This is a genomic window from Neoasaia chiangmaiensis (assembly GCF_002005465.1).
GTDB lineage: Bacteria > Pseudomonadota > Alphaproteobacteria > Acetobacterales > Acetobacteraceae > Neoasaia > Neoasaia chiangmaiensis.
This window is the reverse complement of the sequence record NZ_CP014691.1, coordinates 1,318,499-1,343,438: the sequence shown is the minus strand read 5'-3', so window position 1 is coordinate 1,343,438 and position 24,940 is coordinate 1,318,499. Positions and strand designations below refer to the sequence as shown.

Below are 24,940 nucleotides of genomic sequence, written 5' to 3'. Positions count from 1 at the left end.
CGGCACTTTGCTGATGGCATCGCTGAGTGCCTGCGATCTGGCGCCGGATTATCACCCGCCGAGCTATCTCTACCCGAATGGCTGGCGTGGTCATGGCGTCATGACCGATGGCAGGCCGGCGGACGGCACGCCGCACGGCGACTGGTGGAAGATGTTCAAGGATCCGGAACTGGACGCGCTGGAGGGGCGCATGCTTCTGGTCAATCCTGACCTTCAGGCACAGGCGGAAGCGTTCACGCAGTCCCGTGATATTGCGCGTGAAACCGAAGCCCAGCTCTATCCGCAGGTAACGGGTAACGCGGGGGGTGCGAAATACAAAAGCTCGCTGACGCGGTTGTGGCGGTCGTCATCGACGGCGCTGACATACGAATCGAGTGAATTCTATAGTGGTGCTGCGACGTGGGAGCCGGATTTCTGGGACCGCATCCGTAACAACACGCGGTTGCAGAAGAACCTCGCGCAGGCTTCGGCGGCGGATTACGCCAATACGCGGCTGAGCCTGGAGGCAGAACTCGCCTCGGACTATATCGGCCTGCGCGGGCTGGATGCCCAGATCGCGGTTTATGCCGACTCGATCCGCTATTACCAGACCGCGGTGCAGATCACGAAGCTGCGCCAGAGTGGTGCGATCGCGGCCGGGCTCGATGTCTCGCGCGCGGAAGATCAGCTCTATTCGACCATGGCGTCGCAGAGTAACGCGGTCGCGCAGCGGCAGGTGCTGGAACACGCGATCGCCGTTCTGACCAATACGGTGCCGGCGGCATTCCATGTTGTTCCGGAAACGTCCCAGAATATGCGATTCGGCAATGTTTACGTTGCCGCCGGGTTGCCGTCGCAATTGCTGGAGCGTCGTCCGGACGTGGCGGCTGCCGAGCGGAATATGGCAGCGGCGAGCCGGGCGATCGGTGTGTCGCGTGCGGCGTTCTATCCTGACGTGACGTTCAGCGCCTCCGGCGGCTTCATGAACAATGGGTTCGATCTGGCCAATCTGGCGAACTCCATGTGGCAATACGGCGTGCAGGCCGTGGAACCTCTGTTCACCGGTGGCCTGCGGCGCGCCGCCTTGCAAAGGGCCTGGTCGCAGTATCGCCAGAGTGCCGATAACTACCGTTCCGTCGTGCTTTCGGCATTCCAGGATGTGGAAGACGGGTTGAGCCAGACGGGCCAGTTCAAGGTTCAGCAGGAACGCCAGGCACAGGCGGTGGCCGCGGCCTTGCGCACGCAGCGCATGACCATGGCGCTATATACTGGTGGGCTGACGAACTATCTCGACGTCGTTGTCGCACAGCAGGCGGCGCTGGTGGCCCGGATCGACGAGGTGCAGGCGCAGACGATTCAGCTTCAGGCGACCGTGCGTCTTGTGCGCGCTCTTGGCGGTGGCTGGGATCGCAGCGAACTGCCCAGCATCAAGTCGATCGATCCGATTCACGCCCTGCAATACGAGGGGCTGCATCATCCGCTGCCGGCCGGCGGGATCGAGACACATGAATCCCCGGCGGATGGCGATCTGGGCGGCAATTATGCGCTGCCGCAGGTGGCCGGGGGCTTGACAGCTCCCTCTCAGGGGCGGTAAGGGGCCGCCTCTCAATTCGGAACGCGGGAGAGGTATGGGCGCCACCTTTGGTGCCCATCGTCGTGAGAACCGCGGTTCGGGCGAACCATAAGGAGACCCGGATATGGCCAAGAAAGTCGTTGGCTACATCAAGTTGCAAATTCCTGCCGGCAAGGCGAATCCGTCGCCGCCGGTTGGTCCGGCGCTCGGTCAGCGCGGTCTGAACATCATGCAGTTCTGCAAGGAGTTCAACGCCAAGACGCAGAGCCTCGAGCCCGGCATGCCGATTCCGGTGGTCATCACGGCCTATGCGGATCGTACTTTCACGTTCATCACCAAGACCCCGCCGAACACCTACTTCCTTCTGAAGGCCGCCAAGATCTCCAAGGGCAGCCAGACGGTCGGCAAGAGTGCGGCCGTCGGTTCGGTGACGATCGCGCAGCTGCGCGAGATCGCCGCGGAGAAGGGCAAGGACATGAACGCCAACGACCTGGACGGTGCGGTGCGCATGCTCGCCGGTTCCGCCAAGTCGATGGGCATTTCGGTGGTGGAGGGCTGATCTGATGGCCAAGAACAAGCGTCTGAACGCTGCGCGCGCGACCGTCGAGCGCAACAAGCCGTATGCCCTGGACGAGGCGATCAACCTCGTGAAGAGCAATGCGAAGGCGAAGTTCGACGAGACTGTCGAAATCTCGCTGAATCTGGGCATCGATCCGCGTCATGCCGACCAGATGGTGCGTGGCCTAATCTCCCTGCCGAATGGCACGGGCAAGACGTTGCGCGTCGGTGTTTTCGCACGTGGTGCGAAGGCTGAGGAAGCGCAGGCGGCTGGTGCGGAAGTCGTTGGTGCGGAAGATCTGGCCGAAAAGGTTCAGAACGGTGAAATCGCGTTCGATCGTTGCATTGCGACGCCGGACATGATGGCGCTGGTCGGTCGTCTGGGTAAGATCCTCGGCCCGCGTGGTCTGATGCCGAACCCCCGTCTCGGCACCGTGACGATGGACGTCAAGGGTGCGATCACGGCGGCGAAGTCGGGTCAGGTCGAGTATCGCGCCGAAAAGGCCGGTATCGTCCACGCTGGCGTTGGCAAGGCTTCTTTCGATGCGGCCAAGCTGGAAGAGAACATCCGCGCGTTGGTCGATGCGGTGCAGAAGGCCCGTCCGTCGGGTGCGAAGGGCACGTATCTGAAGAAGGCGGCGCTGTCTTCCACGATGGGTCCGGGTCTGCGTCTCGACGTCACCACGCTGGGCGCCTGATTTTTTGAAATGACGTCACGGTTTCGGCCGTGGCGGCGTAGGGGTGGCTGAGCGATCGGCTGCTTCCAAACCTGTCCGAGACCGCACGTGAGGCTTCATGGAGTCTCTTAAGGAACGGCATCGTTCGCGGGCGACAGACGGGGCGTAGCGTTTTGGGGTTCAGATCCCCTCAGCACTGGGTTCCGGGCGAGGACAGGCGAGCGGCGTTTTCCCCTGATGGGGATGCGCCATGGGTAACCGGGCTGGAAGACCTTGGTTTTCCGGCTGACGAGGAGAATGGATTTGGACCGTACGGAAAAGCGGGCCTTTGTCGAATTCCTCGCCAACGTGTTCGGCAGCACGTCAATGGTGGTCGTCACCCAGAATAAGGGTTTGACGGTCGCTGATGTGACGGAGCTTCGTCGACGCGTTCGCGCGGCGGGTGCGACATATAAGGTTGCGAAGAACCGGCTGGCCAGCCGCGCTCTGGATGGGACCCAATTCGACGGCATCCTGCCGCTGCTGAAGGGGCCGACCGCGCTTGCGTGGGCGGATGAGCCTGTGGCTGTGGCGAAGGTGATCGTCGAGTTCGCCAAGACGAACGACAAGCTGGTGGTGCTCGGTGGCGCCCTGGGTGCGCAGACGCTGAATGCGGATGGTATCCGGGCATTGGCCGAACTGCCGTCGCTGGACGAACTGCGTGCGAAGCTGGTGGGTATGATCAATACCCCGGCGACGCGTATCGCAGGCGTTGTCCAGGCGCCGGCCGGACAGCTTGCGCGCGTTTTTGGCGCCTATGCCAAGACGGGCGAAGAGGCAGCCTGATTATCACGCGATACCGTGCCGCGTGAGCGGGGCGGGATTGTTAACCAGAAACCAGTGCATATATAGGGACCATCATCATGGCCGACCTAAACAAGATTGTTGACGAACTATCCGCTTTGACCGTTCTCGAAGCGGCTGAGCTTTCCAAGCTGCTCGAAGAGAAGTGGGGCGTTTCCGCTGCTGCTCCGGTGGCGGCTGTTGCCGCTGCGCCGGGCGCTGCTGCCGCACCGGCTGAAGAGCAGACCGAGTTCACCGTTGTTCTCGCCGCCGCTGGCGACAAGAAGATCAACGTGATTAAGGAAATCCGTGGCATCACGGGCCTGGGCCTGAAGGAAGCCAAGGACCTGGTCGAAGGCGCGCCGAAGACCGTCAAGGAAGGCGTCAGCAAGGACGACGCGGCGAAGATCAAGAAGGTGCTGGAAGACAACGGCGCCAAGGTCGAAATCAAGTAAGAATTCCGCCGGTCCGGCAATGCATCCGTGTATTGCCGGACTTCGTGGAATATGCGGGTCAGGGCGGGAGTCGGCAACGGTTCCCGCCCGATTTGCCGTTGCGGCGGATTGGTTTATGATAGCCGGTCGGACAGCCGTATTGAAATGTGGAAACGTCGAATGCGACCGGTCGTTCCGGTCGGCCGGACATGTCTTGCGAAAGATCATGTGCGGACGACCCGAAGGTCTGGTGCGAAGGGGCAGGGATAGATGAACGCGATCACCAAATCGTTCACGGGACGCAAGCGTATTCGCAAGAGCTTCGGGCGCATCCCCGAAGTCGCACCGATGCCCAATCTGATCGACGTGCAGCGTGCGAGTTACGAAGCGTTCCTACAGATGAACGTCTCGCCGGATAGCCGTCAGCAGGCGGGTTTGCAGGAAGTTTTCCGCTCGGTCTTTCCGATCAACGATTTTGCCGGGCGTGGTCGCCTGGAGTTCGTGTCCTACGAACTCGAAGAGCCGAAATACGATGTCGAGGAATGCATCCAGCGCGGTCTGACATTCGCCGCGCCGCTGAAGGTGATCCTGCGCCTGATCGTCTGGGATGTGGACGAGGATACGGGGTCGCGCTCGATCCGCGACATCAAGGAGCAGCCTGTCTACATGGGCGACATGCCGCTCATGACCGACAATGGCACGTTCATCATCAATGGCACCGAGCGCGTCATCGTCAGCCAGATGCATCGCAGCCCCGGCGTGTTCTTCGATCACGACAAGGGCAAGACGCATTCTTCCGGCAAATATCTCTTTGCCGCGCGTGTCATTCCCTATCGCGGTTCGTGGCTCGACTTCGAGTTCGACGCCAAGGACCTGATTTACGTGCGTATCGATCGCAAGCGTAAGCTGCCGGTCACGACTCTGCTTTACGCCCTTGAGGGCGAGAATTCGATTGCTGCTCGTGCTGCGAAGGCGGAAGAGGGTGGCGATGTCGATGCGATGCCGATCCGCGGCATGGATCAGGATGAAATCCTCGGCTACTTCTACAATGAAGTGCCTTTCACGCGGATGCCGAAGGGTTGGGCGCGCCCGTTCGATCCTGAGGCGTTCCGTGGCCTGAAGCTGCTTGAGCCCTTGTACGATGCCGATACCGGTGAGGTCGTCGCGGAAGCCGATGCCAAGCTGACGGCGCGCGCCGTGCGCAAGATTGCCGAGAACACGCGGGTCGTGCTCGTCGGTCGTGCCGATCTTCTGGGCCGGTTCGTGGCGCATGACCTCGTCAACGAGCATACCGGCGAAATCTACGCCGAGGCCGGCGAGGAACTGACGGAAGCACGTCTGGCCGCGCTGGAAGATGCCGGTGTCACCGAACTGCCGATGCTGTCCGTCGATGGTCAGCATGGTCCGTGGATTCGCAATACGCTCGCCGTCGACAAGAACATGTCCCGCGACGACGCGCTTGTGGACATCTACCGCATCATGCGCCCGGGCGAGCCGCCGACCCCGGAGACGGCGGAAGCGATGTTCCGTGGTCTGTTCTTCGATCCGGACCGCTACGACCTTTCGGCTGTCGGTCGGGTGAAGATGAACATGCGTCTGGAAGTCGATGCGCCGGACACGCTGCGTGTCCTGCGCAAGGAGGACATCCTGCGCACGGTCAAGATCATGTGCGAACTCAAGGACGGTCGCGGCCAGATCGACGACATCGATAACCTCGGTAACCGTCGTGTCCGCTCGGTCGGCGAGCTGATGGAAAACCAGTATCGTGTCGGTCTGCTCCGCATGGAGCGTGCGATTCGTGAGCGCATGGGCTCAGTCGATATCGACACGGTGATGCCGCATGACCTGATTAACGCCAAGCCTGCGGCGGCGGCGGTGCGCGAGTTTTTCGGCTCGTCGCAGCTCAGCCAGTTCATGGACCAGACCAACCCGCTTTCCGAAGTCACGCACAAGCGTCGTCTTTCGGCGCTTGGCCCGGGCGGTCTGACGCGTGAGCGTGCCGGCTTCGAGGTTCGTGACGTTCATCCGACGCATTATGGTCGTATCTGCCCGATCGAAACGCCGGAAGGGCCGAACATCGGTCTGATCAACTCGCTGTCGACCTATGCCAAGGTGAACAAGTACGGCTTCATCGAGACGCCGTATCGCCTGGTCAAGGACGGCGTATTGCAGGATGGCTGGAAGTACCTCTCCGCGATGGAAGAGGACAAGCTGATCGTTGCGCAGGCTGACGCGAAGCAGAACAAGGAAACGGGCGAACTGACCGACGAGCTGGTGTCGGTCCGTCGTTCAGGCGACTTCCGCCTTGTGCCGCCTGAGCAGGTCACGGCATGTGACGTTTCGCCGAAGCAGCTTGTTTCCGTGGCCGCGGCGTTGATTCCGTTCCTTGAGAACGATGACGCCAACCGCGCGCTGATGGGCTCGAACATGCAACGTCAGGCCGTGCCGCTGGTACGTGCCGATGCGCCGCTGGTTGGCACCGGCATGGAAGCAGCCGTCGCGCACGACTCGGGCGCGACGATCGTCGCCAAGCGCAATGGTGTCGTCGATCAGATCGATGGCGCGCGTATCGTGGTGCGGGCGACGGATGTCGCGGGTGCAACGCAGGGCGTCGATATATATCGTCTGCGTAAATACATGCGTTCCAACCAGAGTACCTGCATCAACCAGCGTCCGCTGGTGCGCGTGGGCGATACCGTGCATGCGGGCGATATCATTGCCGACGGTCCGTCCACCGAGTTGGGCGAACTGGCGCTGGGCCGGAACGTGCTGGTCGCGTTCATGCCCTGGAACGGTTACAACTTCGAAGACTCGATCCTGATTTCCGAGCGGATCGCGCGTGATGACGTCTTCACCTCGATCCATATCGAGGAGTTCGAGGTCATGGCCCGCGATACCAAGCTGGGCCAGGAAGAGATCACGCGCGATATTCCGAATGTCGGCGAAGAGTCGCTGCGCAACCTCGACGAGGCGGGAATCGTCTATGTCGGCGCGGAAGTGAATCCGGGCGACATTCTGGTTGGCAAGGTGACGCCGAAGGGTGAAAGCCCGATGACGCCGGAAGAAAAGCTTCTGCGCGCCATCTTCGGTGAAAAGGCTTCCGACGTTCGCGATACGTCGCTGAAGTTGCCGCCCGGCACCACGGGCACGATCGTTGACGTGCGCGTCTTCTCCCGCCGTGGCGTGGACAAGGACGAGCGCGCGATGGCAATCGAGCGCGCCGAGATCGAGCGTCTCACGAAGGATCGGGACGATGAGCGTGCGATCCAGGAGCGCAGTTTCCTGAATCGTCTGCGTGAGCGTTTGCTCAATCAGACGGCGGGTGCGGGCTTCAAGGGCATCAAGTCCGGCACGGTCATCACGGAAGACGTGCTGGCGGAGCATCCGCGTGGTGCATGGCGCAACATCGTCGTGTCCGATGACAGCGTGATGTCCGAGATCGAGACGCTGCGCCGTGAATTCGATGCTGCCGTCGGGCGCATCCAGGCGCGTTTCGACAGCAAGGTCGAGAAGCTGCAGCGTGGCGACGAACTGCCGCCGGGCGTCATGAAGATGGTCAAGGTGTTCGTGGCGGTGAAGCGTAAGCTGCAGCCGGGCGACAAGATGGCCGGTCGTCATGGTAACAAGGGTGTCGTCTCGCGCGTCGTGCCGGTCGAGGACATGCCGTTCCTTGAGGATGGCACAGCCGTGGATCTGGTTCTGAACCCGCTGGGCGTGCCGTCGCGCATGAACGTCGGTCAGATTCTCGAGACGCATCTGGGCTGGGCCTGTGCCAATCTCGGGCAGGATATCGGTCGACTGGCGGACGATTATCAGCGCACGGGCGAGAAGAAGCAGGAACTGCTGGATCGTCTGAAGGATGTCTATGGTGACGACATCTACACCAGCGATATTGCGACCCTGCCGAACGAGCAGTTGATGGAGCTGGCCGGTAACCTGCGCAAGGGCGTGCCGATCGCGACGCCGGTGTTCGATGGTGCGTCGATCCCGGATATCGAGGACATGCTGGCCAAGGCCGGCGTGGACAAGTCCGGGCAGTCGCAGTTGATCGACGGTCGTACGGGTGAGCCGTTCGAGCGCAAGACGACCGTTGGCTATATCTACATGCTCAAGCTGCATCATCTCGTGGACGACAAGATCCACGCTCGTTCGATCGGTCCGTATTCGTTGGTCACGCAGCAGCCGCTGGGTGGTAAGGCGCAGTTCGGTGGTCAGCGCTTCGGCGAGATGGAAGTGTGGGCGCTGGAGGCTTACGGTGCGGCGTATACGCTGCAGGAAATGCTGACGGTGAAGTCGGACGACGTATCCGGCCGCACCAAGGTCTATGAGGCCATCGTGCGTGAGCATGACGATTTCGAGGCCGGCATTCCGGAGAGCTTCAACGTGCTCATCAAGGAACTGAAGTCTCTCGGCCTGAACGTCGATCTTGAGCAGAGCGGCTCGTAAGGCATGTCGCTCTGCTCATTCTCTCGGTTTATTTCTAACGCGGCGGCGCCGGCTTCGGCCGGGCGCACCGCGCAGTGGGGTTTCGGCGCATGAACGAACTCATGAAGATTCTCGGTCAGACGGGGCAGAGCCTGTCCTTCGACCAGATCAAGATTCAGCTCGCCTCGTCCGAGCAGATCCGTTCCTGGTCTTACGGTGAGATCAAGAAGCCGGAGACGATTAACTACCGCACGTTCAAGCCGGAGCGTGATGGTCTGTTCTGCGCACGCATTTTCGGTCCGATCAAGGATTACGAGTGCCTCTGCGGCAAGTACAAGCGCATGAAGTTTCGCGGCATTGTCTGCGAAAAGTGCGGTGTGGAAGTTACGCTGGCCAAGGTCCGTCGCGAGCGCATGGGCCATATCGAGCTGGCCTCGCCGGTTGCGCATATCTGGTTCCTGAAATCGCTGCCCAGCCGTATCGGCCTCATGGTCGATCTCACGCTGAAGGATCTGGAGAAGATCCTGTATTTCGAGAGCTACGTGGTTCTCGAATCCGGTACGAGCCCGCTCAAGCAGTTCAGCCTGCTGACGGAAGACCAGTATCTCGACGCCATGGACGAATATGGTGACGACGGGATCGAGGTCGGCATCGGTGCCGAGGCGATCAAGAAGGTGCTGACGCGCATCGATTGCGATGCGGAGAAGGTGCATCTTCGCCAGGAGCTGAAAGACGCAACGTCCGAAGCCAAGCGGAAAAAGCTGGTCAAGCGTCTGAAGCTGATCGAGGCGTTTTCGGAGAGCGGTTCCAAGCCGGAATGGATGATTCTGGACCTGGTGCCGGTCATTCCGCCGGAGCTGCGTCCGCTGGTGCCGTTGGACGGGGGGCGTTTCGCAACGTCCGACCTGAACGACCTGTATCGTCGCGTCATCAACCGTAACAACCGCCTGAAGCGGCTGATCGAACTGCGTGCGCCCGACATCATCGTGCGCAACGAAAAGCGCATGTTGCAGGAAGCTGTGGATGCGCTGTTCGACAACGGTCGTCGTGGCCGTGCGATCACGGGCGCCAACAAGCGTCCGCTGAAATCGCTGTCCGACATGCTGAAGGGCAAGCAGGGCCGGTTCCGTCAGAACCTGCTCGGCAAGCGCGTTGATTATTCGGGTCGTTCGGTGATCGTGGTCGGCCCGGAACTGAAGCTGCATCAGTGCGGCTTGCCGAAGAAGATGGCGCTCGAACTGTTCAAGCCGTTCATCTATTCGAAGCTCGAGAAGTACGGGCATGCGACCACCATCAAGGCCGCGAAGCGGATGGTGGAGAAAGAGCGTCCGGAAGTGTGGGATATCCTCGAAGAGGTGATCCGCGAGCACCCGGTCATGCTTAACCGTGCGCCGACCTTGCACCGTCTGGGCATCCAGGCGTTCGAGCCGGTCCTGATCGAAGGCAAGGCCATTCAGCTGCATCCGCTGGTCTGCACCGCGTTCAACGCTGACTTCGATGGCGATCAGATGGCCGTGCATGTTCCGCTGTCGCTCGAAGCACAGCTGGAAGCCCGCGTGCTGATGATGTCGACCAACAACATCCTCAGCCCGGCGAACGGCAAGCCGATCATCGTGCCTTCTCAGGATATTGTTCTGGGTCTGTATTATCTCAGCCTGGAAGTGCCGGAGTATCATACGATGCCGGACGTGGCGGAGTATGACGCGGAAGGTCGTCTCGTGAAGGCCGGTCCGCCTGCCTATTCGTCGGTTGCCGAGATCGAGCTGGCGATGACGGAAGGCTCGTTGAAGCTGCATGACAAGATTCGCCTGCGTCTGGAGACGAAGGGCGAGGACGGTCAGGTGGTGCGGCAGATTCTGCTGACGACGCCGGGCCGCGCGCTGATCGCACAGATCCTGCCACGCCATTCCGCGATTCCGTTCGCGCTGGTCAATAAGCAGCTGACGAAGAAGAACGTGTCGGATGTGATCGATGCGGTCTATCGTCACTGTGGCCAGAAAGAGGCTGTGATTTTCTGCGACCGTCTGATGGGCCTCGGCTTCCGTCATGCGGCGAAGGCCGGCATTTCCTTCGGTAAGGATGACATGATCATCCCGAAGGAGAAGCAGGAACTGGTCGATCGGACCGCCTTGGAGATCAAGGAGTTCGAGCAGCAGTATCAGGACGGTCTGATTACGGCGGGCGAGCGCTATAACAAGGTGGTCGACGCATGGTCGCGCTGCACGGATGAAGTGCAGGCTGCGATGATGAAGGAGATTTCGCGCCAGGTTATCGGCAAGCCGACAAACTCGGTGTGGATGATGAGCCATTCCGGTGCGCGTGGGTCGCCGGCGCAGATGAAGCAGCTGGCCGGTATGCGCGGTCTGATGGCGAAACCGTCGGGCGAAATCATCGAACAGCCGATCATCGCGAACTTCAAGGAAGGCCTGTCGGTCCTCGACTATTTCACCTCGACTCACGGTGCGCGTAAGGGCCTGGCCGATACCGCGTTGAAGACGGCGAACTCGGGATATCTCACGCGTCGACTGGTTGACGTGGCGCAGGACTGCATCATCGTCGAGAACGATTGCGGCACGGAGCGTGGCCTGACCGTTCGCGCGGTGATGGACGGCGGTGAGGTTGTCTCGTCGCTTTCCGAGCGTATTCTGGGTCGTACGATTGCGGCGGATATCATCAACCCAGCCACTGGGGACGTGCTCTATCCGCGCAACACGCTGGTGGAAGAGGCCGAAGCGGAAGTCATCGAAAAGTCGGGCGTCGAAAGCGTTCTGATCCGTTCGGTGCTAACATGCGACAGCCGTGTTGGCGTTTGCGGGCATTGCTATGGTCGCGATCTGGCACGTGGCACGCCGGTCAATATCGGTGAAGCCGTGGGTGTCATTGCCGCGCAGTCGATCGGTGAGCCGGGCACGCAGCTGACGATGCGTACGTTCCATATCGGTGGTGCGGCGACTCGTGGTGCCGAACAGTCGATGGTCGAGGCGTCACGTGACGGCAAGGTGACGATCAAGAACCGTAACGTCGTGCAGAATTCGCAAGGCGTGCCGGTTGTGATGTCGCGTAACTGCGAAATCCTGCTGACGGACGACAAGGGTGCCGAGCGTGCGCGTTATCGCGTGCCTTACGGTGCACGCCTGATGGTGACGGAAGGGCAGGCCGTCGCACGCGGTCTGAAGATGGCCGAGTGGGACCCATACACCCTGCCGATCATCACCGAGCAGGCCGGCACGATCGAGTATCTCGATCTGATCGACTCCATCACGCTCGTGGAGCGGATGGACGAGGTGACCGGTCTGACGTCGAAGGTGGTCGTCGACTACAAGCAGGGCGCAAAGGGCGTCGATCTTCGTCCGCGGCTGCAGGTCAAGGACGAGGCAGGAAACGTCGTCAAGCTCGCCAATGGCAACGATGCGCGTTACTTCCTGTCGCCGGATTCGCTGCTGTCGGTTGAAAACGGCACGGTGGTGCATGCCGGTGACGTTCTGGCACGCATCCCGCGTGAAGGTTCGAAGACGCGTGACATCACCGGCGGTCTGCCGCGTGTGGCTGAGTTGTTCGAAGCGCGTCGTCCGAAAGACCATGCGATCATCGCCGAGACTGACGGCCGTATCGAGATCGGTAAGGACTACAAGTCGAAGCGCTGCATTATCGTGAAGAACGATGAGACCGGCGAAGAGACGAATTATCTGATCCCGAAGGGCAAGCATGTCTCCGTGCAGGAAGGCGACTTCGTCCAGAAGGGCGATCCGCTGGTGGACGGTCCGCGTGTCCCGCATGACATTCTGAAGGTCATGGGCGTCGAGGCCTTGTCTGACTATCTCGTCAACGAGATTCAGGACGTCTATCGACTTCAGGGCGTGAAGATCAACGACAAGCATATCGAGGTGATCGTTCGCCAGATGCTGCAGAAGATCGAGATCCTCGAGCCGGGCGACACGACCTACCTGATCGGCGAGACGGTGGATCGTATCGAGTTCGAGGGCGAGAACGCCAAGCGGCTTGCGGCCAATGAGCGTCCGGCTCAAGGGATGCCGGTGCTCCAGGGCATCACGAAAGCGTCGCTGCAGACCCAGTCGTTCATCTCGGCGGCCTCCTTCCAGGAAACGACGCGTGTGCTGACCGAAGCGGCTACGGCAGGCAAGGTCGATACGCTAAACGGCCTGAAGGAGAACGTGATTGTCGGACGTCTGATCCCGGCCGGGACAGGAAGCGTCATGAACAAGCTTCGCGCGGTGGCGGCGTCCCAGGATCGCCAGCGCGTCAACCGGAGCAATCCGGAAATCAGCGACGCGGCGGAGTAATCTGTCGTGCCGCAGGGGTGAGGGAAACCTCGCCCCTTATGTATGCAAGTCTTTGAATGGGGAAATGGGGCGAATCGGCGGTGCGACTCTGTGAGTTGCGCTTGACTTATCAGCCAAGCGGCCGTAGGTTCCGCGCCCTCGGCTACCCCCGTCTCACGAGACGTCAAAGGCCGTCATATAGACAGCATGCGCGCATGTGGTGCCGCTTTTCCGACGATGGAGAAGCTAAGGCCATACGCGATAAAAGTGTCACGGGCGGGCGACGTTAGGTCGCGCGCCGAATTTTGTTGTGGGTCGCGATCGGGTTTTGCCCGGTTGCGCGGATGAGCAAGGATCGGGAAGGGCGTATGCCGACCATCAACCAGTTGATTGCCAAGGGGCGCGAGCCTGCCGCGAAGCGGAACAAGGTGCCAGCCCTTCAGGGTTGCCCGCAGAAGCGCGGTGTTTGCACGCGCGTCTATACGGTAACGCCGAAGAAGCCGAACTCCGCCCTGCGTAAGGTTGCCAAGGTGCGCCTGACCAACGGGCAAGAGGTCGTGAGCTACATTCCTGGCGAAGGTCACAATCTGCAAGAGCACAGCGTCGTGTTGATTCGTGGCGGCCGCGTCAAGGATTTGCCGGGCGTGCGTTATCACATCCTGCGCGGCGTGCTCGACACGCAGGGCATCGCCAAGCGTCGTCAGCGTCGTTCGCTGTATGGCGCGAAGCGTCCGAAGTAAGAGGAACATTAGGCATGAGTCGCCGTCATCGCGCCGTCAAGCGCGAGATCCTTCCCGATCCGAAATTCGGAGACATCGTTATCACGCGTTTCATGAACGCCCTGATGTACGATGGAAAAAAGTCCACTGCCGAGGGTATCGTCTACGGTGCGCTTGAAGTGATGCGTCGCCGTGGTGGTGCGTCCGCAGACCCCGTCGCCATGTTCCATGCTGCGCTGGATAACGTGAAGCCGGCCGTCGAGGTTCGCTCGCGTCGTGTTGGTGGTGCTACCTATCAGGTGCCCGTCGAAGTGCGTACGGAGCGTCGTCAGGCGCTGGCGATCCGCTGGTTGATCGATGCCTCGCGCAAGCGCGGTGAGAGCACCATGCAGGACCGTCTGTCCAATGAGTTGACCGACGCGATCAACAATCGCGGGTCTGCTGTGAAGAAGCGTGAAGACACGCATCGTATGGCGGAAGCGAATAAAGCATTTAGCCACTATCGCTGGTAAGAAAAACCGGCTAGCGGGCGTCCGGGCAGCGTTGTGGCGCTGGTCGGCATTGAAAATGAGTAGTCTTCCCCGCCGTCTCACGGCGGTGGGTATTGGAGAAAAACGATGGCAAAGGCAAAATTCGAACGCACGAAGCCGCACTGCAACATCGGCACCATTGGTCACGTTGACCATGGCAAGACCTCGTTGACGGCAGCGATCACCAAGACGCTGGCAAAGACGGGCGGTGCGACCTACCGTGCCTACGACATGATCGACGCTGCTCCGGAAGAGCGTGCGCGTGGCATTACGATTTCCACGGCGCACGTCGAGTACGAGACGAAGAACCGTCACTATGCTCACGTCGACTGCCCGGGTCATGCTGACTACGTGAAGAACATGATCACGGGTGCGGCGCAGATGGACGGCGCGATCCTCGTTGTGTCGGCCGCTGACGGCCCGATGCCGCAGACGCGCGAGCACATCCTGCTTGCTCGCCAGGTTGGCGTGCCGGCGCTGGTCGTGTTCCTGAACAAGGTCGATCAGGTTGACGATCCGGAACTGCTTGAGCTGGTCGAGATGGAAGTGCGCGAGCTGCTTTCCTCCTATCAGTTCCCGGGCGACGATATCCCCATCGTCAAGGGTTCGGCTCTCGTGACGCTGGAAGATGGCGACGCGACGATCGGTGAAGATCGCGTGCTCGAACTGATGGAAGCGGTTGACACCTACATCCCGCAGCCGGAGCGTCCGGTTGACCGCCCGTTCCTGATGCCGATCGAAGACGTTTTCTCGATCTCGGGTCGTGGCACGGTTGTGACGGGTCGCGTCGAGCGTGGCGTGATCAACGTTGGTGACGAAGTTGAGATCATCGGCCTGAAGGACACCGTCAAGACGACCGTTACGGGTGTTGAGATGTTCCGCAAGCTGCTCGATCGCGGTGAGGCCGGTGATAACATCGGTGCGCTGGTTCGTGGCACGAAGCGTGAAGACGTTGAGCGTGGTCAGGTCCTGGCGAAGCCGGGCTCCATCACGCCGCACAAGAAGTTCAAGGCTGAGGCTTACATCCTGACGAAGGAAGAGGGTGGCCGTCACACGCCGTTCTTCACCAACTATCGTCCGCAGTTCTACTTCCGCACGACCGACGTCACGGGCGTTGTTCAGCTGCCGGAAGGCACCGAAATGGTGATGCCGGGCGACAACGTGGCGATGGACGTCGAGCTGATCGCGCCGATCGCCATGGATGAAGGCCTGCGTTTCGCTATTCGCGAAGGTGGCCGCACCGTCGGCGCCGGCGTGGTGGCTTCGATTTCCGCCTGATTAGTTAACAAGTCCCGAACTGGCGGGCCCCGGTCGGAGTGATCCGGCCGGGGTCGCCTTTCGGGGTCATCGAAGGAAAGCAGGGTAAGACCCGAACCTTTTTTGAGTTGGACGATTGGTAATATGGACAACCAGAACATCCGCATTCGCCTGAAGGCGTATGATCACCGCGTGCTGGACAACAGCACCAAGGAGATCGTCAACACGGCGAAGCGTACGGGTGCGCAGGTTCGGGGTCCGATCCCGCTGCCGACGCATATCGAACGGTTCACCGTGAACCGTTCCCCACATGTGGACAAGAAGAGCCGCGAGCAGTTCGAAATTCGAACCCATCGCCGGCTGCTCGACATTGTCGAGCCGACACCGCAGACCGTGGACGCCCTCATGAAGCTCGACCTCGCCGCTGGCGTGGATGTCGAGATCAAACTTTAAGGTCCAGACGATGCGTACCGGATTGATCGCAAGAAAGCTGGGTATGACCCGGCTGTTTAAGGAAGATGGCACCCACGTGCCGGTGACCGTGCTGCATCTCGACAATGTCGAGGTTGTGGACACGCGTACCCAGGAGCGTGACGGCTACACGGCTGTTCAGCTTGGTCTTGGTAAGGCCAAGGTGAAGAATGTCACGAAGCCGATGCGTGGCCATTATGCTCGCACGAAAGTGGAGCCGAAGCAGAACCTCGTTGAGTTTCGCGTGGCGGAAGATGCCGTGCTTGAAGCTGGCACGAAGCTGTCGGCCAACCATTTCGTGGTCGGGCAGAAGGTGGACGTTACGGGCACCAGCAAAGGCAAGGGATTTGCCGGCGTTATGAAGCGCTGGAACTTCGCCGGCCTCGAGGCGAGCCATGGCGTTTCCATCAGTCACCGTTCGCACGGTTCGACGGGCCAGCGCCAGGACCCCGGCAAGGTATTCAAGGGCAAGAAAATGGCTGGTCACATGGGTGACGAGCGCATCACGACGCTGAACCTTGAGGTTGCGGCTGTCGACGAAGAGCGCAACGTCATCATGGTGCGTGGTGCCGTTCCGGGCGCGAAGAACGGCCTTGTGCTGATTCGCGATGCGATCAAGAAGGCCCGCCATGCGGATGCGCCGTATCCGGCAGCGACCGCGGCGGCCGCCGGTTAAGGACTGAGGGTGATGGAATACGATATCAAGACCCTCGATAATGGCAGCGCCGGTTCGGTGACGCTGCCAGAGGAACTTTTCGCGGTCGCTCCGCGTGCGGATATCATGGCTCGCGTCGTTCATTGGCAGCTTGCCAAGCGTCGCGCCGGAACGCATCGCACGAAGGGCATGGGGGAAATCTCCGGCACGACCAAGAAGCCCTACAAGCAGAAGGGCACGGGCTCAGCGCGTCAGGGTTCGCTCCGCGCGCCGCAGTTCCGGACCGGTGGCGTTGTGCATGGACCCGTCGTTCGTGACCATGGTTATGACCTTCCGAAGAAGGTGCGTCGCCTGGGACTGATCTCGGCGCTGTCGCAGAAGGCTGCTGACGGCAAGCTGATCGTTCTCGATACGGCGGCGGGCATCTCCAAGACGCGTGATGCGGCAAACAAGCTGCGTGCGCTGGGCTGGACGTCGGCATTGATTGTCGATGGTGCCGTGGACGAGGCTTTCGGTCGCGCCGTGCGCAATATTGCGAAGATCGACGTTCTGCCGACGATCGGCGCGAACGTTTACGACATTCTCAACCACGATGTGCTCGTGCTGACGCGCGCCGGCCTCGAGGGTCTGAAGGAGCGCCTGGCATGACGGCGGAAAACGTGCTCGCGCGCCGCGGCAAGGCGGAGCGCATGTCGCGTGAAGCGATGTATGACATCATTCGCGCACCCCTCATCACCGAAAAGGCCACGGCCCTTTCGGAGAAGAACCAGGTGGTCTTCAAGGTTGCACCAAATGCAGCCAAGCCGGAGATCAAGGTGGCGGTTGAGACGCTTTTCGGCGTCAAGGTCGTGTCCGTGAATACGCTGATCCAGAAGGGCAAGACCAAAATGGTCCGTGGCCGTCCGGGTCGTCGTTCGGACATCAAGAAGGCGTATGTGCAGCTTGCTGAAGGTCAGTCCATTGACCTGACCGCAAAGCTGGGCTGACGCGGGATAGGATACCATGGCACTCAAGCACTTTAATCCCACGACGCCGAGCACCCGCGGCACCGTGCTGATTGACCGTAGCGAGCTCTATAAGGGCAAGCCGGTCAAGACGCTGACGGAAGGCAAGAACAAGTCAGGCGGTCGTAACAATCACGGCCGCACGACTTCGCGCTTCCGCGGCGGCGGGCACAAGCAGTCTTATCGTTATGTCGACTTCAAGCGTCGCAAGTTCGACGTCAGCGCGACTGTCGAGCGTTTGGAGTATGATCCGAACCGCACGGCGTTCATCGCACTGGTCAAGTATGACGACGGCGAACTGGCCTATATTCTCGCGCCGCAGCGCGTGAAGGTCGGCGATCGTGTTGTTTCCGGTGAACGCACGGACGTCAAGCCGGGCAACGCCATGCCGCTGGCCGCGATGCCGGTTGGCACGATCGTGCATAATATCGAACTGAAGCAGGGCGCCGGTGGCAAACTGGCACGTTCGGCAGGAACCTATGCCCAGCTGGTGGGCAAGGACGCCGGCTATGCGCAGATCAAGTTGCAGTCCGGTGAACTTCGTCTGGTTCGTGGTGAATGCATGGCGACGGTTGGCGCGGTTTCGAACCCCGACAACATGAACCAGCACATGGGCAAGGCAGGTCGTAGCCGTTGGCTTGGTCGTCGCCCGCACAACCGTGGTGTCGTCATGAACCCGGTCGATCACCCGCATGGTGGTGGTGAAGGTCGATCCTCGGGTGGCCGTCATCCGGTCACGCCGTGGGGCGTGCCGACCAAGGGTTACAAGACGCGCGTTAACAAGAAGACGGATAGCCTGATCATCCGTCGCCGCAAGACCGGCAAGTAAGAAGGGGGCAAACAGAGATGGCACGTTCCGTCTGGAAGGGCCCGTTCGTTGACGGGTACTTGTTCGGCAAGGCCGAAGCATCGCGCGCGTCGGGTCGTAATGAGGTGATCAAGATCTGGTCGCGTCGTTCCACGATTCTGCCGCAGTTCGTCGGCCTGACGTTCGGCGTTTACAATGGTCATAAGTTCCTGCCCGTGCAGGTTTCGGAAAACATGGTCGGGCACAAGTTCGGTGAGTTTTCGCCGACGCGTACCTTCACCGGGCATGCTTCCGACAAGAAGTCGAAGCGAGGCTGATCATGAGCAAGCCGAAGCATATCCGCACGCTCGCGGACACGGAAGCGCAGGCGATCGCGCGCAACATGCGTATCAGCCCGCGTAAACTGAATCTCGTGGCGGCAATGATTCGCAATCAGCCTGCTGACAAGGCTATTGCAGCGCTGACGTTCTCGCGTCGTCGTATCGCGCAGCAGGTTCGCAAGACCCTGGAAAGCGCGGTGGCCAACGCCGAGAACAACCACCAGCTCGATGTCGATCAGCTGGTCGTGAAAACGGCCGAGGTTGGCAAGTCGATCGTCATGAAGCGCTTTCATGCGCGTGGTCGTGGCCGTTCGGCGCGCGTCGAGAAGTTCTTCAGCCATCTGAAGATTGTCGTCGCCGAGCGCGCCGCGGACGAAGCGCCGGCGCCGAAGGGCCGCAAGGCTCAGGACGCAGCAGAGCAGAAGGCAGCCTGATATGGGACATAAAGTCAATCCGATCGGGCTCCGGCTCGGCGTAAACCGCACGTGGGATAGCCGCTGGTATGCTGGCAGCGACTATTCTCGCCTGCTGCATGAAGACCTGAAGCTGCGTGCTTATCTGCGTCGCAAGCTTTCGGGTGCCGGTGTGTCGCGCGTTGTTATCGAGCGTCCGGCCAAGAAGCCGCGCGTGACGATCTATGCTGCGCGTCCTGGTGTCGTGATCGGTAAGAAAGGTCAGGACATTGATGCGCTTCGCAAGGATCTGAGCCGCATGGCGAAGACCGATGTCGCGCTGAACATCGTCGAAATCCGCAAGCCGGAAATCGATGCAACGCTGGTTGCCGAAAACATCGCGCAGCAGCTTGAGCGTCGCGTTGCATTCCGTCGTGCCATGAAGCGTGCCGTTCAGTCCGCGATGCGTCTCGGCGCCCAGGGTATCCGAATTAACTGTTCGGGTCGTCTTGGTGGTGCGGAAATCGCGCGTATCGAGTGGTACCGTGAAGGTCGTGTGCCGCTTCATACATTGCGCGCCGACATCGATTACGGTATCGCCACCGCCAAGACCACGTATGGCACATGCGGTGTGAAAGTTTGGATCTTCAAGGGCGAGATTCTTGCTCATGATCCTTTGGCGCAAGACCGTCGTGCCGCTGAGCAGGCGCCGCAGCGTTAATCGCTGCGCCTGACTCAACTGGCTGAAGAAGAGACAAGCGCCGCAAGGTGCATAAGGATACGAGACCATGCTTTCCCCGAAGCGGACGAAGTTTCGCAAGGCTCATAAGGGCCGAATCCATGGGTTGGCCAAGGGCGGGACGACGCTGAACTTCGGCGCGTTCGGTCTGAAGGCTTTGGAGCCCGAACGTATTACCGCGCGACAGATCGAAGCGTCGCGTCGTGCTATTACGCGTGCCATGAAGCGTGCCGGTCGCGTTTGGATTCGGATTTTTCCGGATCTGCCCGTGTCGACCAAGCCTGCCGAAGTCCGAATGGGCTCAGGTAAGGGGTCGCCTGAATATTGGGTGGCCCGCGTCAAGCCGGGTCGCATCCTGTTCGAGATCGAAGGTGTGCCACCGGAAGTCGCGCGTGAAGCGCTGACGCTCGGCGCGGCAAAGCTGCCGATCAAGACCAAGTTCATCACGCGCATCGGGGAGGCGTAATATGGCCGACGCTTACAAAGTCGCTGACCTGCGCGCGAAGAGTGGTGATGAACTGCAGACGCTTCTTCACGACCTGAAGCGCGAGCAGCTTAATCTGCGTTTCCAGGCCGCCACGGGCCAGTTGGAGGGGCAGGGACGCATTCGCGTTCTGCGCCGTGCCATCGCCCGTATCAAGACGGTAGCGCATCAATCGAAGACCAGTGCGGGCGCAAAAACGTCCGCCGCAAAGTCCTGAGAGGAGACGGGCGATGCCAAGGCGCGTCCTGACGGGGCGAGTGACCAGTGACAAGATGGACAAGACGGTAACCGTTCTTGTTGATCGTCGCGTGATGCACCCGCTCTATAAGAAATTCATCCGGCGTTCGAAAAAATATGCCGCGCATGATGAACAGAACGAGTGCAAGATCGGAGACACGGTGCGCATCGAAGAGTGCGCGCCGATCTCCAAGCGCAAGACCTGGACGGTCGTCACGCGTAACGGAGCCGCTCTCGGCCCCGACGCTGACGCCGGCCAAGCTTCCGCATAAGGGGGACTGAGGAATGATCCATCCCGAGACCAATCTCGACGTCGCCGATAATTCCGGCGCACGTGAGGTGCAGTGCATCAAGGTGCTGGGCGGCTCCAAGCGGAAGACCGCCTCGGTCGGCGACGTGATCGTCGTATCCGTTAAGGAAGCGATCCCCCGCGGCAAGGTCAAGAAGGGCGATGTTCACCAGGCGGTGATCGTTCGCACCTCCTATCCGGTTCGTCGTCCCGATGGCAGTGCCATCCGCTTCGACAAGAATGCGGCAGTACTGATCAACAAGTCGATGGAGCCAATCGGTACGCGTATCTTTGGCCCCGTCGTCCGTGAACTGCGCGCGCGCAAGTTCATGAAGATCATTTCGCTGGCGCCGGAGGTGCTATAATGGCTGCGCGTATCAAGAAAGGCGACCAGGTTCTGGTGCTTTCCGGCTCGTCGCGCGGCACGCGCGGCGAAGTGATTTCGGTATTGCCGAAACTGGAGAAGGCCGTCGTCCGTGGCGTGGCGGTGGCGAAACGCCACACCAAGCCGAGTCGGACGAATCAGGACGGTGGCATCGTTTCCAAGGAAATGCCTGTCCATATCTCCAATCTGAAGTTGGTCGATCCCAAAAGCGGCAAGCCGACACGTGTCGGCTTCCGCAAGCTGGAAGACGGCCGCAAGGTTCGCGTCGCTAAGGCGACCGGCGAAGTCATCGAAGGCTGAAGGGGGCGACGATGAGCGAAGTGACGACACGCGTTCTGCCGCGCCTGCAACAGCGCTATCAGGACGTATTGCGCGAGCAGCTGCGTGAGCAGTTCGGCTACAAGAACCCGATGCAGGTTCCCAAGCTGGAGAAGATCGTGCTGAACATGGGCGTGGGCGAAGCTGCCGGCGACCAGAAGAAGCTTGATGCCGCCGTGGCGGAAATGACCGCCATTTCCGGTCAGAAGCCCGTCAAGACGGTTGCCCGGAAAGCTATTGCGGGCTTCAAGATCCGTGAAGGGTTGCCGATCGGCTGTAAGGTAACGCTGCGCCGGGCGCGTATGTATGAATTTCTGGACCGTCTGGTGACGATCGCCATGCCGCGTATCCGCGATTTCCGCGGTTTGCCGGCGAACAAGGGCTTCGATGGTCGTGGCAACTTTGCCATGGGCATCAAGGAGCAGATCGTCTTTCCGGAAATCGACTACGACAAGATCGACGCGGTGCGTGGTATGGACATCATTTTCGTCACAACGGCGAAAAGCGATGAAGAAGCCAAGGCCCTGCTCAAGGCTTTCGATCTGCCGTTCGCGGCTTGATTTAGTGGGTTGAGCCGGTCTTTTTCGCTTTCAATAGCGAGGCCGGCTCCCTATATAGACACGCTGTTTGGAAAACCGTCGGGATTGGCCCGACAGGTTCCGGGAGAAAATTTAGCATGGCAAAAGTCTCCGCCGTGAACCGCAACGCCAAGCGCGCCAATATGGCGCAGCGCGATAAGGCGAAGCGGACCGCGTTGAAAAATATCATTATGGATCGTAGCCTTCCCGTCGAGGAACGCTTTGATGCGTCGCTTAAACTGGCGGAACTCCCGCGCAATGGCTCGCGCGTTCGCGTGCGTCTGCGTTGCGAGCTCTCCGGTCGTCCGCGCGCCAATTATCGGAAGTTCAAGCTGAGCCGCGTGGCTCTGCGTGATCTGGCATCTGCCGGTCAGATTCCCGGTATGGTCAAGTCGAGCTGGTAAGGCGGAAGCAAGATGTCTCTTTCCGATCCGTTGGGTGATATGCTCACCCGCATCCGCAACGCGCAGCGTGCGCGTCATGCGGCATGTGTCGCGCCGGCTTCCAAGCTGCGCGTCAGTGTTCTCGAAGCGCTGCGTCGCGAAGGCTATATTCGTGGTTTCTCGACCGAGGAACTGCGCAAGGGCGTCGCTCAGTTGCGTATCGAGCTGAAATATTCCGAGGGTCAGCCCGTCATCAAGGAAATCCATCGCGTTTCCAAGCCGGGCCGTCGCGTCTATTCCAAAATCAAGGAATTGCCGCGGGTCTATGCTGGTCTTGGCGTGTCCATCCTCTCCACTCCGCGTGGTGTCCTGTCGGACATCGAGGCTCGCGCTGCCAATGTTGGCGGCGAAGTCCTCTGCCGCGTGTTCTGAGGAAGCGTCATGTCACGAGTAGGTAAATATCCTGTTCAGATTCCGGCAGGCGTCGAAGTGGCTGTGGCCAATGGCGCGCTGACGGCCAAGGGCAAGCGTGGTTCGCTGAGCATTCCGTTGTCGCGTCATATCGAAGCGACGGTGGAAGACGGCAAGATCGCGATCAAGCCAGTTGGTGGTCGGTCACGTGATTCCTGGACAATGTGGGGAACGACGCGCGCCGTTGTCGCCAATGTCATCAAGGGTGTGTCCGAGGGCTTCAGCAAGACGCTTGAAATTCAGGGAACGGGTTTCCGTGCCAGCGTGCAGGGTTCCAACCTGGTCATGAACCTCGGCTTCTCGCATGATGTCGTCTATCCCGTTCCGGCTGACGTGAAGATCACGACGCCGCGTCCGACGGCGATCACCGTTGAGGGTAACGACAAGCAGCGTGTCGGCCAGGTGGCTTTGGATATCCGCAGCTTCCGTAAGCCTGAGCCGTATAAGGGCAAGGGCGTGCGTTACGAGACCGAAGTATTGCGTCGTAAGGAAGGCAAGAAGAAGTAATGGCTACGCAGCATGGTATGCAGGAGCGTCGTCGTCAGCGGCTGCGCTTCCAGCTTCGCCGCAAGAGCGGTGGCCGGCCGCGTTTGTCGGTCTTCCGCTCGGGCAAGAATATCTACGCACAGGTGATTGACGACGCTGTTGGTCGCACTTTGGCAAGCGCTTCGACACTGGAAAAGTCTCTCCGTGAGAGCGGCAAGACCGGTGCGAACGTCGATGCGGCAAGCGCGGTTGGTAAGCTGATCGCCGAGCGCGCAAAGGCAGCGGGTGTTGAGGCTGTGGTGTTCGACCGCGGTGCTTATCTGTATCACGGCCGGGTCAAGGCCCTGGCAGAGGCTGCCCGTGAGGGCGGACTTTCGTTCTAAGGAGATCACACATGGCACGAGAGCCAAGAGAAGGCGGCCGTGGTGGTCGCGAGCGTGAAACGGACGATCTCGTCGACAAGCTGGTAACGATCAACCGCGTTGCCAAGGTTGTTAAGGGTGGCCGTCGTTTCGCTTTCGCCGCACTGGTCGTTGTTGGTGACCAGAAAGGTCGCGTAGGTTACGGTGCGGGCAAGGCGCGTGAAGTGCCGGAAGCTATCCGCAAGGCGACCGAGCGTGCGAAGCGTACGATGATCCGCGTGCCGATGAAGGAGGGTCGCACCCTTCATCATGACACGTTCGGTCATTTCGGCGCGGGCAAGGTCGTTGTCCGTGCGGCAGAGGCCGGAACAGGCATTATCGCCGGCGGTCCGATGCGCGCGGTGTTCGAGTCCCTTGGCGTCAATGACGTCGTGGCGAAGTCGCTCGGCACGCGTAACCCGCACAACATGGTAAAGGCGACTTTCGCTGCTCTGGAGCGTTGCTCCAGCCCGCGTTCGGTTGCCAACCGTCGCGGCAAGAAGGCATCCGAGATTTTCGGCAAGCGCGAAGCGCCGGCTGAGGAGAATGCAGAGGTGGCCAATGTCTGAGACGCGTCAAACAGTGCGTGTCAAGCAGGTCGCGTCGGCGATTGGTCGTTTGTCCGATCAGAAGCAGACGCTGACAGGCCTTGGCCTTCGCGGCATCGGAAGCGTTCGTGAGCTGGAGGATACACCTTCGGTTCGCGGCATGATCCGTAAGGTTGCCCACCTCATCCAGGTGGAGGATTGATATGAACCTCAATGAATTGCGCGATAACGAGGGTTCTCGTTATCGCAAGAAGCGGCTTGGTCGCGGCATCGGTTCAGGAAAAGGCAAGACGTCCGGTAAGGGCGTCAAGGGCCAGAAGGCACGTGAAGGCGTGTCGCTGAACGGCTTCGAAGGTGGTCAGCTGCCGCTGTATCGGCGTATGCCGAAGCGCGGCTTCAAGAACATCTTCCGCAAGGAGTTCGCGCCGGTGAACCTCGGTAAGCTGGATCGCGCCATTGCGGACGGCAAGCTGAAGGCTGATGCTACTGTGACGGAAACAGCACTTCGCGAGGCTGGGCTGGTCGGTACGGGCAAATATGTCGGTATTCGCCTGCTGGCTGGCGGTGAACTGACCCACGGCGTCAATATCGAGGTTGCCGGTGCTTCAGCTGCTGCGATTGCAGCGGTTGAGAAAGTCGGCGGTTCGGTTAAAGTGACGGCGCCGAAAGCGGAAGCTGCCGCGTCGGACGCTTAATCCGATATACGACACGGTGCTT

At 60.5% G+C, this 24,940-nt stretch carries 31 protein-coding genes; all 31 read left to right on the top strand.

From position 1 onward, the window contains the following. The first annotated feature begins 13 nt into the window (after nucleotides 1–13). The 31 genes from A0U93_RS06405 (at nucleotide 14) to rplO (ending at nucleotide 24,918) form a co-directional block, all read left to right on the top strand. Nucleotides 14–1,573, top strand: coding sequence for an efflux transporter outer membrane subunit (locus A0U93_RS06405; RefSeq protein ID WP_147150796.1), 1,560 nt, complete (start codon nucleotides 14–16; stop codon nucleotides 1,571–1,573). Nucleotides 1,574–1,676: 103 nt separating this feature from the next. Continuing rightward, complete coding sequence (rplK, locus tag A0U93_RS06400) at nucleotides 1,677–2,111, top strand: 50S ribosomal protein L11 (protein ID WP_077806606.1); 435 nt, start codon at nucleotides 1,677–1,679, stop codon at nucleotides 2,109–2,111. A gap of 4 nt (nucleotides 2,112–2,115) precedes the next feature. Then, on the top strand, nucleotides 2,116–2,808 hold the full coding sequence (rplA, locus tag A0U93_RS06395; RefSeq protein ID WP_077806605.1) for a 50S ribosomal protein L1: 693 nt from the start codon (nucleotides 2,116–2,118) through the stop codon (nucleotides 2,806–2,808). A gap of 282 nt (nucleotides 2,809–3,090) precedes the next feature. Beyond that, the gene (rplJ, locus tag A0U93_RS06390) at nucleotides 3,091–3,612 is read left to right on the top strand and encodes a 50S ribosomal protein L10 (protein WP_077808377.1); all 522 of its coding nucleotides are present in this window, start codon (nucleotides 3,091–3,093) and stop codon (nucleotides 3,610–3,612) included. Nucleotides 3,613–3,689: 77 nt separating this feature from the next. Continuing rightward, complete coding sequence (rplL, locus tag A0U93_RS06385) at nucleotides 3,690–4,064, top strand: 50S ribosomal protein L7/L12 (RefSeq protein WP_077806604.1); 375 nt, start codon at nucleotides 3,690–3,692, stop codon at nucleotides 4,062–4,064. Nucleotides 4,065–4,313: 249 nt separating this feature from the next. After that, a complete protein-coding gene (gene rpoB / locus A0U93_RS06380) occupies nucleotides 4,314–8,489 on the top strand; it encodes a DNA-directed RNA polymerase subunit beta (protein WP_077806603.1) in 4,176 nt (1,391 codons plus the stop codon). Nucleotides 8,490–8,578: 89 nt separating this feature from the next. Continuing rightward, complete coding sequence (gene rpoC, locus A0U93_RS06375) at nucleotides 8,579–12,769, top strand: DNA-directed RNA polymerase subunit beta' (protein WP_077806602.1); 4,191 nt, start codon at nucleotides 8,579–8,581, stop codon at nucleotides 12,767–12,769. A gap of 347 nt (nucleotides 12,770–13,116) precedes the next feature. Further along, a complete protein-coding gene (rpsL, locus tag A0U93_RS06370; RefSeq protein ID WP_077806601.1) occupies nucleotides 13,117–13,488 on the top strand; it encodes a 30S ribosomal protein S12 in 372 nt (123 codons plus the stop codon). Between the two features lie 14 nt (nucleotides 13,489–13,502). Further along, nucleotides 13,503–13,979 (top strand): 30S ribosomal protein S7, encoded by a 477-nt coding sequence (gene rpsG, locus A0U93_RS06365; protein ID WP_077806600.1) that lies wholly within the window; start codon nucleotides 13,503–13,505, stop codon nucleotides 13,977–13,979. 105 nt (nucleotides 13,980–14,084) lie between these two features. Then, entirely contained in the window at nucleotides 14,085–15,275 is a 1,191-nt protein-coding gene (gene tuf / locus A0U93_RS06360; protein WP_077806599.1) for an elongation factor Tu, read from the top strand. Between the two features lie 123 nt (nucleotides 15,276–15,398). Then, complete coding sequence (gene rpsJ, locus A0U93_RS06355; RefSeq protein WP_077806598.1) at nucleotides 15,399–15,707, top strand: 30S ribosomal protein S10; 309 nt, start codon at nucleotides 15,399–15,401, stop codon at nucleotides 15,705–15,707. Between the two features lie 10 nt (nucleotides 15,708–15,717). Then, nucleotides 15,718–16,401, top strand: a complete 684-nt coding sequence (rplC, locus tag A0U93_RS06350; RefSeq protein WP_077806597.1) for a 50S ribosomal protein L3 — start codon at nucleotides 15,718–15,720, stop codon at nucleotides 16,399–16,401. Nucleotides 16,402–16,413: 12 nt separating this feature from the next. Further along, nucleotides 16,414–17,028 carry a 50S ribosomal protein L4 gene (gene rplD, locus A0U93_RS06345; protein ID WP_077806596.1) on the top strand — a complete coding sequence of 205 codons (615 nt, stop codon included), beginning with the start codon at nucleotides 16,414–16,416 and terminating at the stop codon, nucleotides 17,026–17,028. Nucleotides 17,029–17,069: 41 nt separating this feature from the next. Next, nucleotides 17,070–17,366 carry a 50S ribosomal protein L23 gene (locus A0U93_RS06340; protein ID WP_147150794.1) on the top strand — a complete coding sequence of 99 codons (297 nt, stop codon included), beginning with the start codon at nucleotides 17,070–17,072 and terminating at the stop codon, nucleotides 17,364–17,366. A gap of 16 nt (nucleotides 17,367–17,382) precedes the next feature. Further along, entirely contained in the window at nucleotides 17,383–18,213 is an 831-nt protein-coding gene (gene rplB, locus A0U93_RS06335) for a 50S ribosomal protein L2 (protein ID WP_077806594.1), read from the top strand. A 17-nt stretch (nucleotides 18,214–18,230) separates the two neighbouring features. Beyond that, nucleotides 18,231–18,509 (top strand): 30S ribosomal protein S19, encoded by a 279-nt coding sequence (rpsS, locus tag A0U93_RS06330; RefSeq protein WP_077806593.1) that lies wholly within the window; start codon nucleotides 18,231–18,233, stop codon nucleotides 18,507–18,509. Between the two features lie 2 nt (nucleotides 18,510–18,511). Next, nucleotides 18,512–18,946, top strand: a complete 435-nt coding sequence (rplV, locus tag A0U93_RS06325; protein WP_077806592.1) for a 50S ribosomal protein L22 — start codon at nucleotides 18,512–18,514, stop codon at nucleotides 18,944–18,946. A gap of 1 nt (nucleotide 18,947) precedes the next feature. Then, the gene (gene rpsC / locus A0U93_RS06320; RefSeq protein WP_077806591.1) at nucleotides 18,948–19,625 is read left to right on the top strand and encodes a 30S ribosomal protein S3; all 678 of its coding nucleotides are present in this window, start codon (nucleotides 18,948–18,950) and stop codon (nucleotides 19,623–19,625) included. A 67-nt stretch (nucleotides 19,626–19,692) separates the two neighbouring features. Beyond that, the gene (gene rplP, locus A0U93_RS06315; RefSeq protein WP_077806590.1) at nucleotides 19,693–20,109 is read left to right on the top strand and encodes a 50S ribosomal protein L16; all 417 of its coding nucleotides are present in this window, start codon (nucleotides 19,693–19,695) and stop codon (nucleotides 20,107–20,109) included. A 1-nt stretch (nucleotide 20,110) separates the two neighbouring features. Continuing rightward, nucleotides 20,111–20,344 carry a 50S ribosomal protein L29 gene (gene rpmC / locus A0U93_RS06310; protein WP_077806589.1) on the top strand — a complete coding sequence of 78 codons (234 nt, stop codon included), beginning with the start codon at nucleotides 20,111–20,113 and terminating at the stop codon, nucleotides 20,342–20,344. Nucleotides 20,345–20,357: 13 nt separating this feature from the next. After that, entirely contained in the window at nucleotides 20,358–20,636 is a 279-nt protein-coding gene (gene rpsQ / locus A0U93_RS06305; protein ID WP_077806588.1) for a 30S ribosomal protein S17, read from the top strand. A gap of 13 nt (nucleotides 20,637–20,649) precedes the next feature. Further along, entirely contained in the window at nucleotides 20,650–21,018 is a 369-nt protein-coding gene (rplN, locus tag A0U93_RS06300) for a 50S ribosomal protein L14 (RefSeq protein ID WP_029604145.1), read from the top strand. Continuing rightward, entirely contained in the window at nucleotides 21,018–21,338 is a 321-nt protein-coding gene (rplX, locus tag A0U93_RS06295; protein ID WP_077806587.1) for a 50S ribosomal protein L24, read from the top strand. The genes rplN and rplX overlap by 1 nt, the downstream gene beginning before the upstream one ends. Nucleotides 21,339–21,349: 11 nt before the next feature. Beyond that, nucleotides 21,350–21,916, top strand: coding sequence for a 50S ribosomal protein L5 (gene rplE, locus A0U93_RS06290; RefSeq protein WP_077806586.1), 567 nt, complete (start codon nucleotides 21,350–21,352; stop codon nucleotides 21,914–21,916). A 116-nt stretch (nucleotides 21,917–22,032) separates the two neighbouring features. Further along, nucleotides 22,033–22,338, top strand: coding sequence for a 30S ribosomal protein S14 (gene rpsN / locus A0U93_RS06285; protein WP_077806585.1), 306 nt, complete (start codon nucleotides 22,033–22,035; stop codon nucleotides 22,336–22,338). Nucleotides 22,339–22,350: 12 nt separating this feature from the next. After that, entirely contained in the window at nucleotides 22,351–22,749 is a 399-nt protein-coding gene (rpsH, locus tag A0U93_RS06280; RefSeq protein WP_077806584.1) for a 30S ribosomal protein S8, read from the top strand. Between the two features lie 9 nt (nucleotides 22,750–22,758). Continuing rightward, nucleotides 22,759–23,295, top strand: a complete 537-nt coding sequence (rplF, locus tag A0U93_RS06275; protein WP_077806583.1) for a 50S ribosomal protein L6 — start codon at nucleotides 22,759–22,761, stop codon at nucleotides 23,293–23,295. Then, nucleotides 23,295–23,657, top strand: coding sequence for a 50S ribosomal protein L18 (rplR, locus tag A0U93_RS06270; protein ID WP_077806582.1), 363 nt, complete (start codon nucleotides 23,295–23,297; stop codon nucleotides 23,655–23,657). Before rplF ends, rplR begins: the two co-directional genes overlap by 1 nt. Nucleotides 23,658–23,668: 11 nt before the next feature. Next, nucleotides 23,669–24,244, top strand: coding sequence for a 30S ribosomal protein S5 (gene rpsE / locus A0U93_RS06265; RefSeq protein ID WP_077806581.1), 576 nt, complete (start codon nucleotides 23,669–23,671; stop codon nucleotides 24,242–24,244). After that, nucleotides 24,237–24,425 carry a 50S ribosomal protein L30 gene (gene rpmD / locus A0U93_RS06260; RefSeq protein ID WP_077806580.1) on the top strand — a complete coding sequence of 63 codons (189 nt, stop codon included), beginning with the start codon at nucleotides 24,237–24,239 and terminating at the stop codon, nucleotides 24,423–24,425. Before rpsE ends, rpmD begins: the two co-directional genes overlap by 8 nt. A 1-nt stretch (nucleotide 24,426) precedes the next feature. Further along, nucleotides 24,427–24,918, top strand: a complete 492-nt coding sequence (gene rplO / locus A0U93_RS06255; RefSeq protein WP_077806579.1) for a 50S ribosomal protein L15 — start codon at nucleotides 24,427–24,429, stop codon at nucleotides 24,916–24,918. The last annotated feature ends 22 nt before the right edge of the window (nucleotides 24,919–24,940 follow it).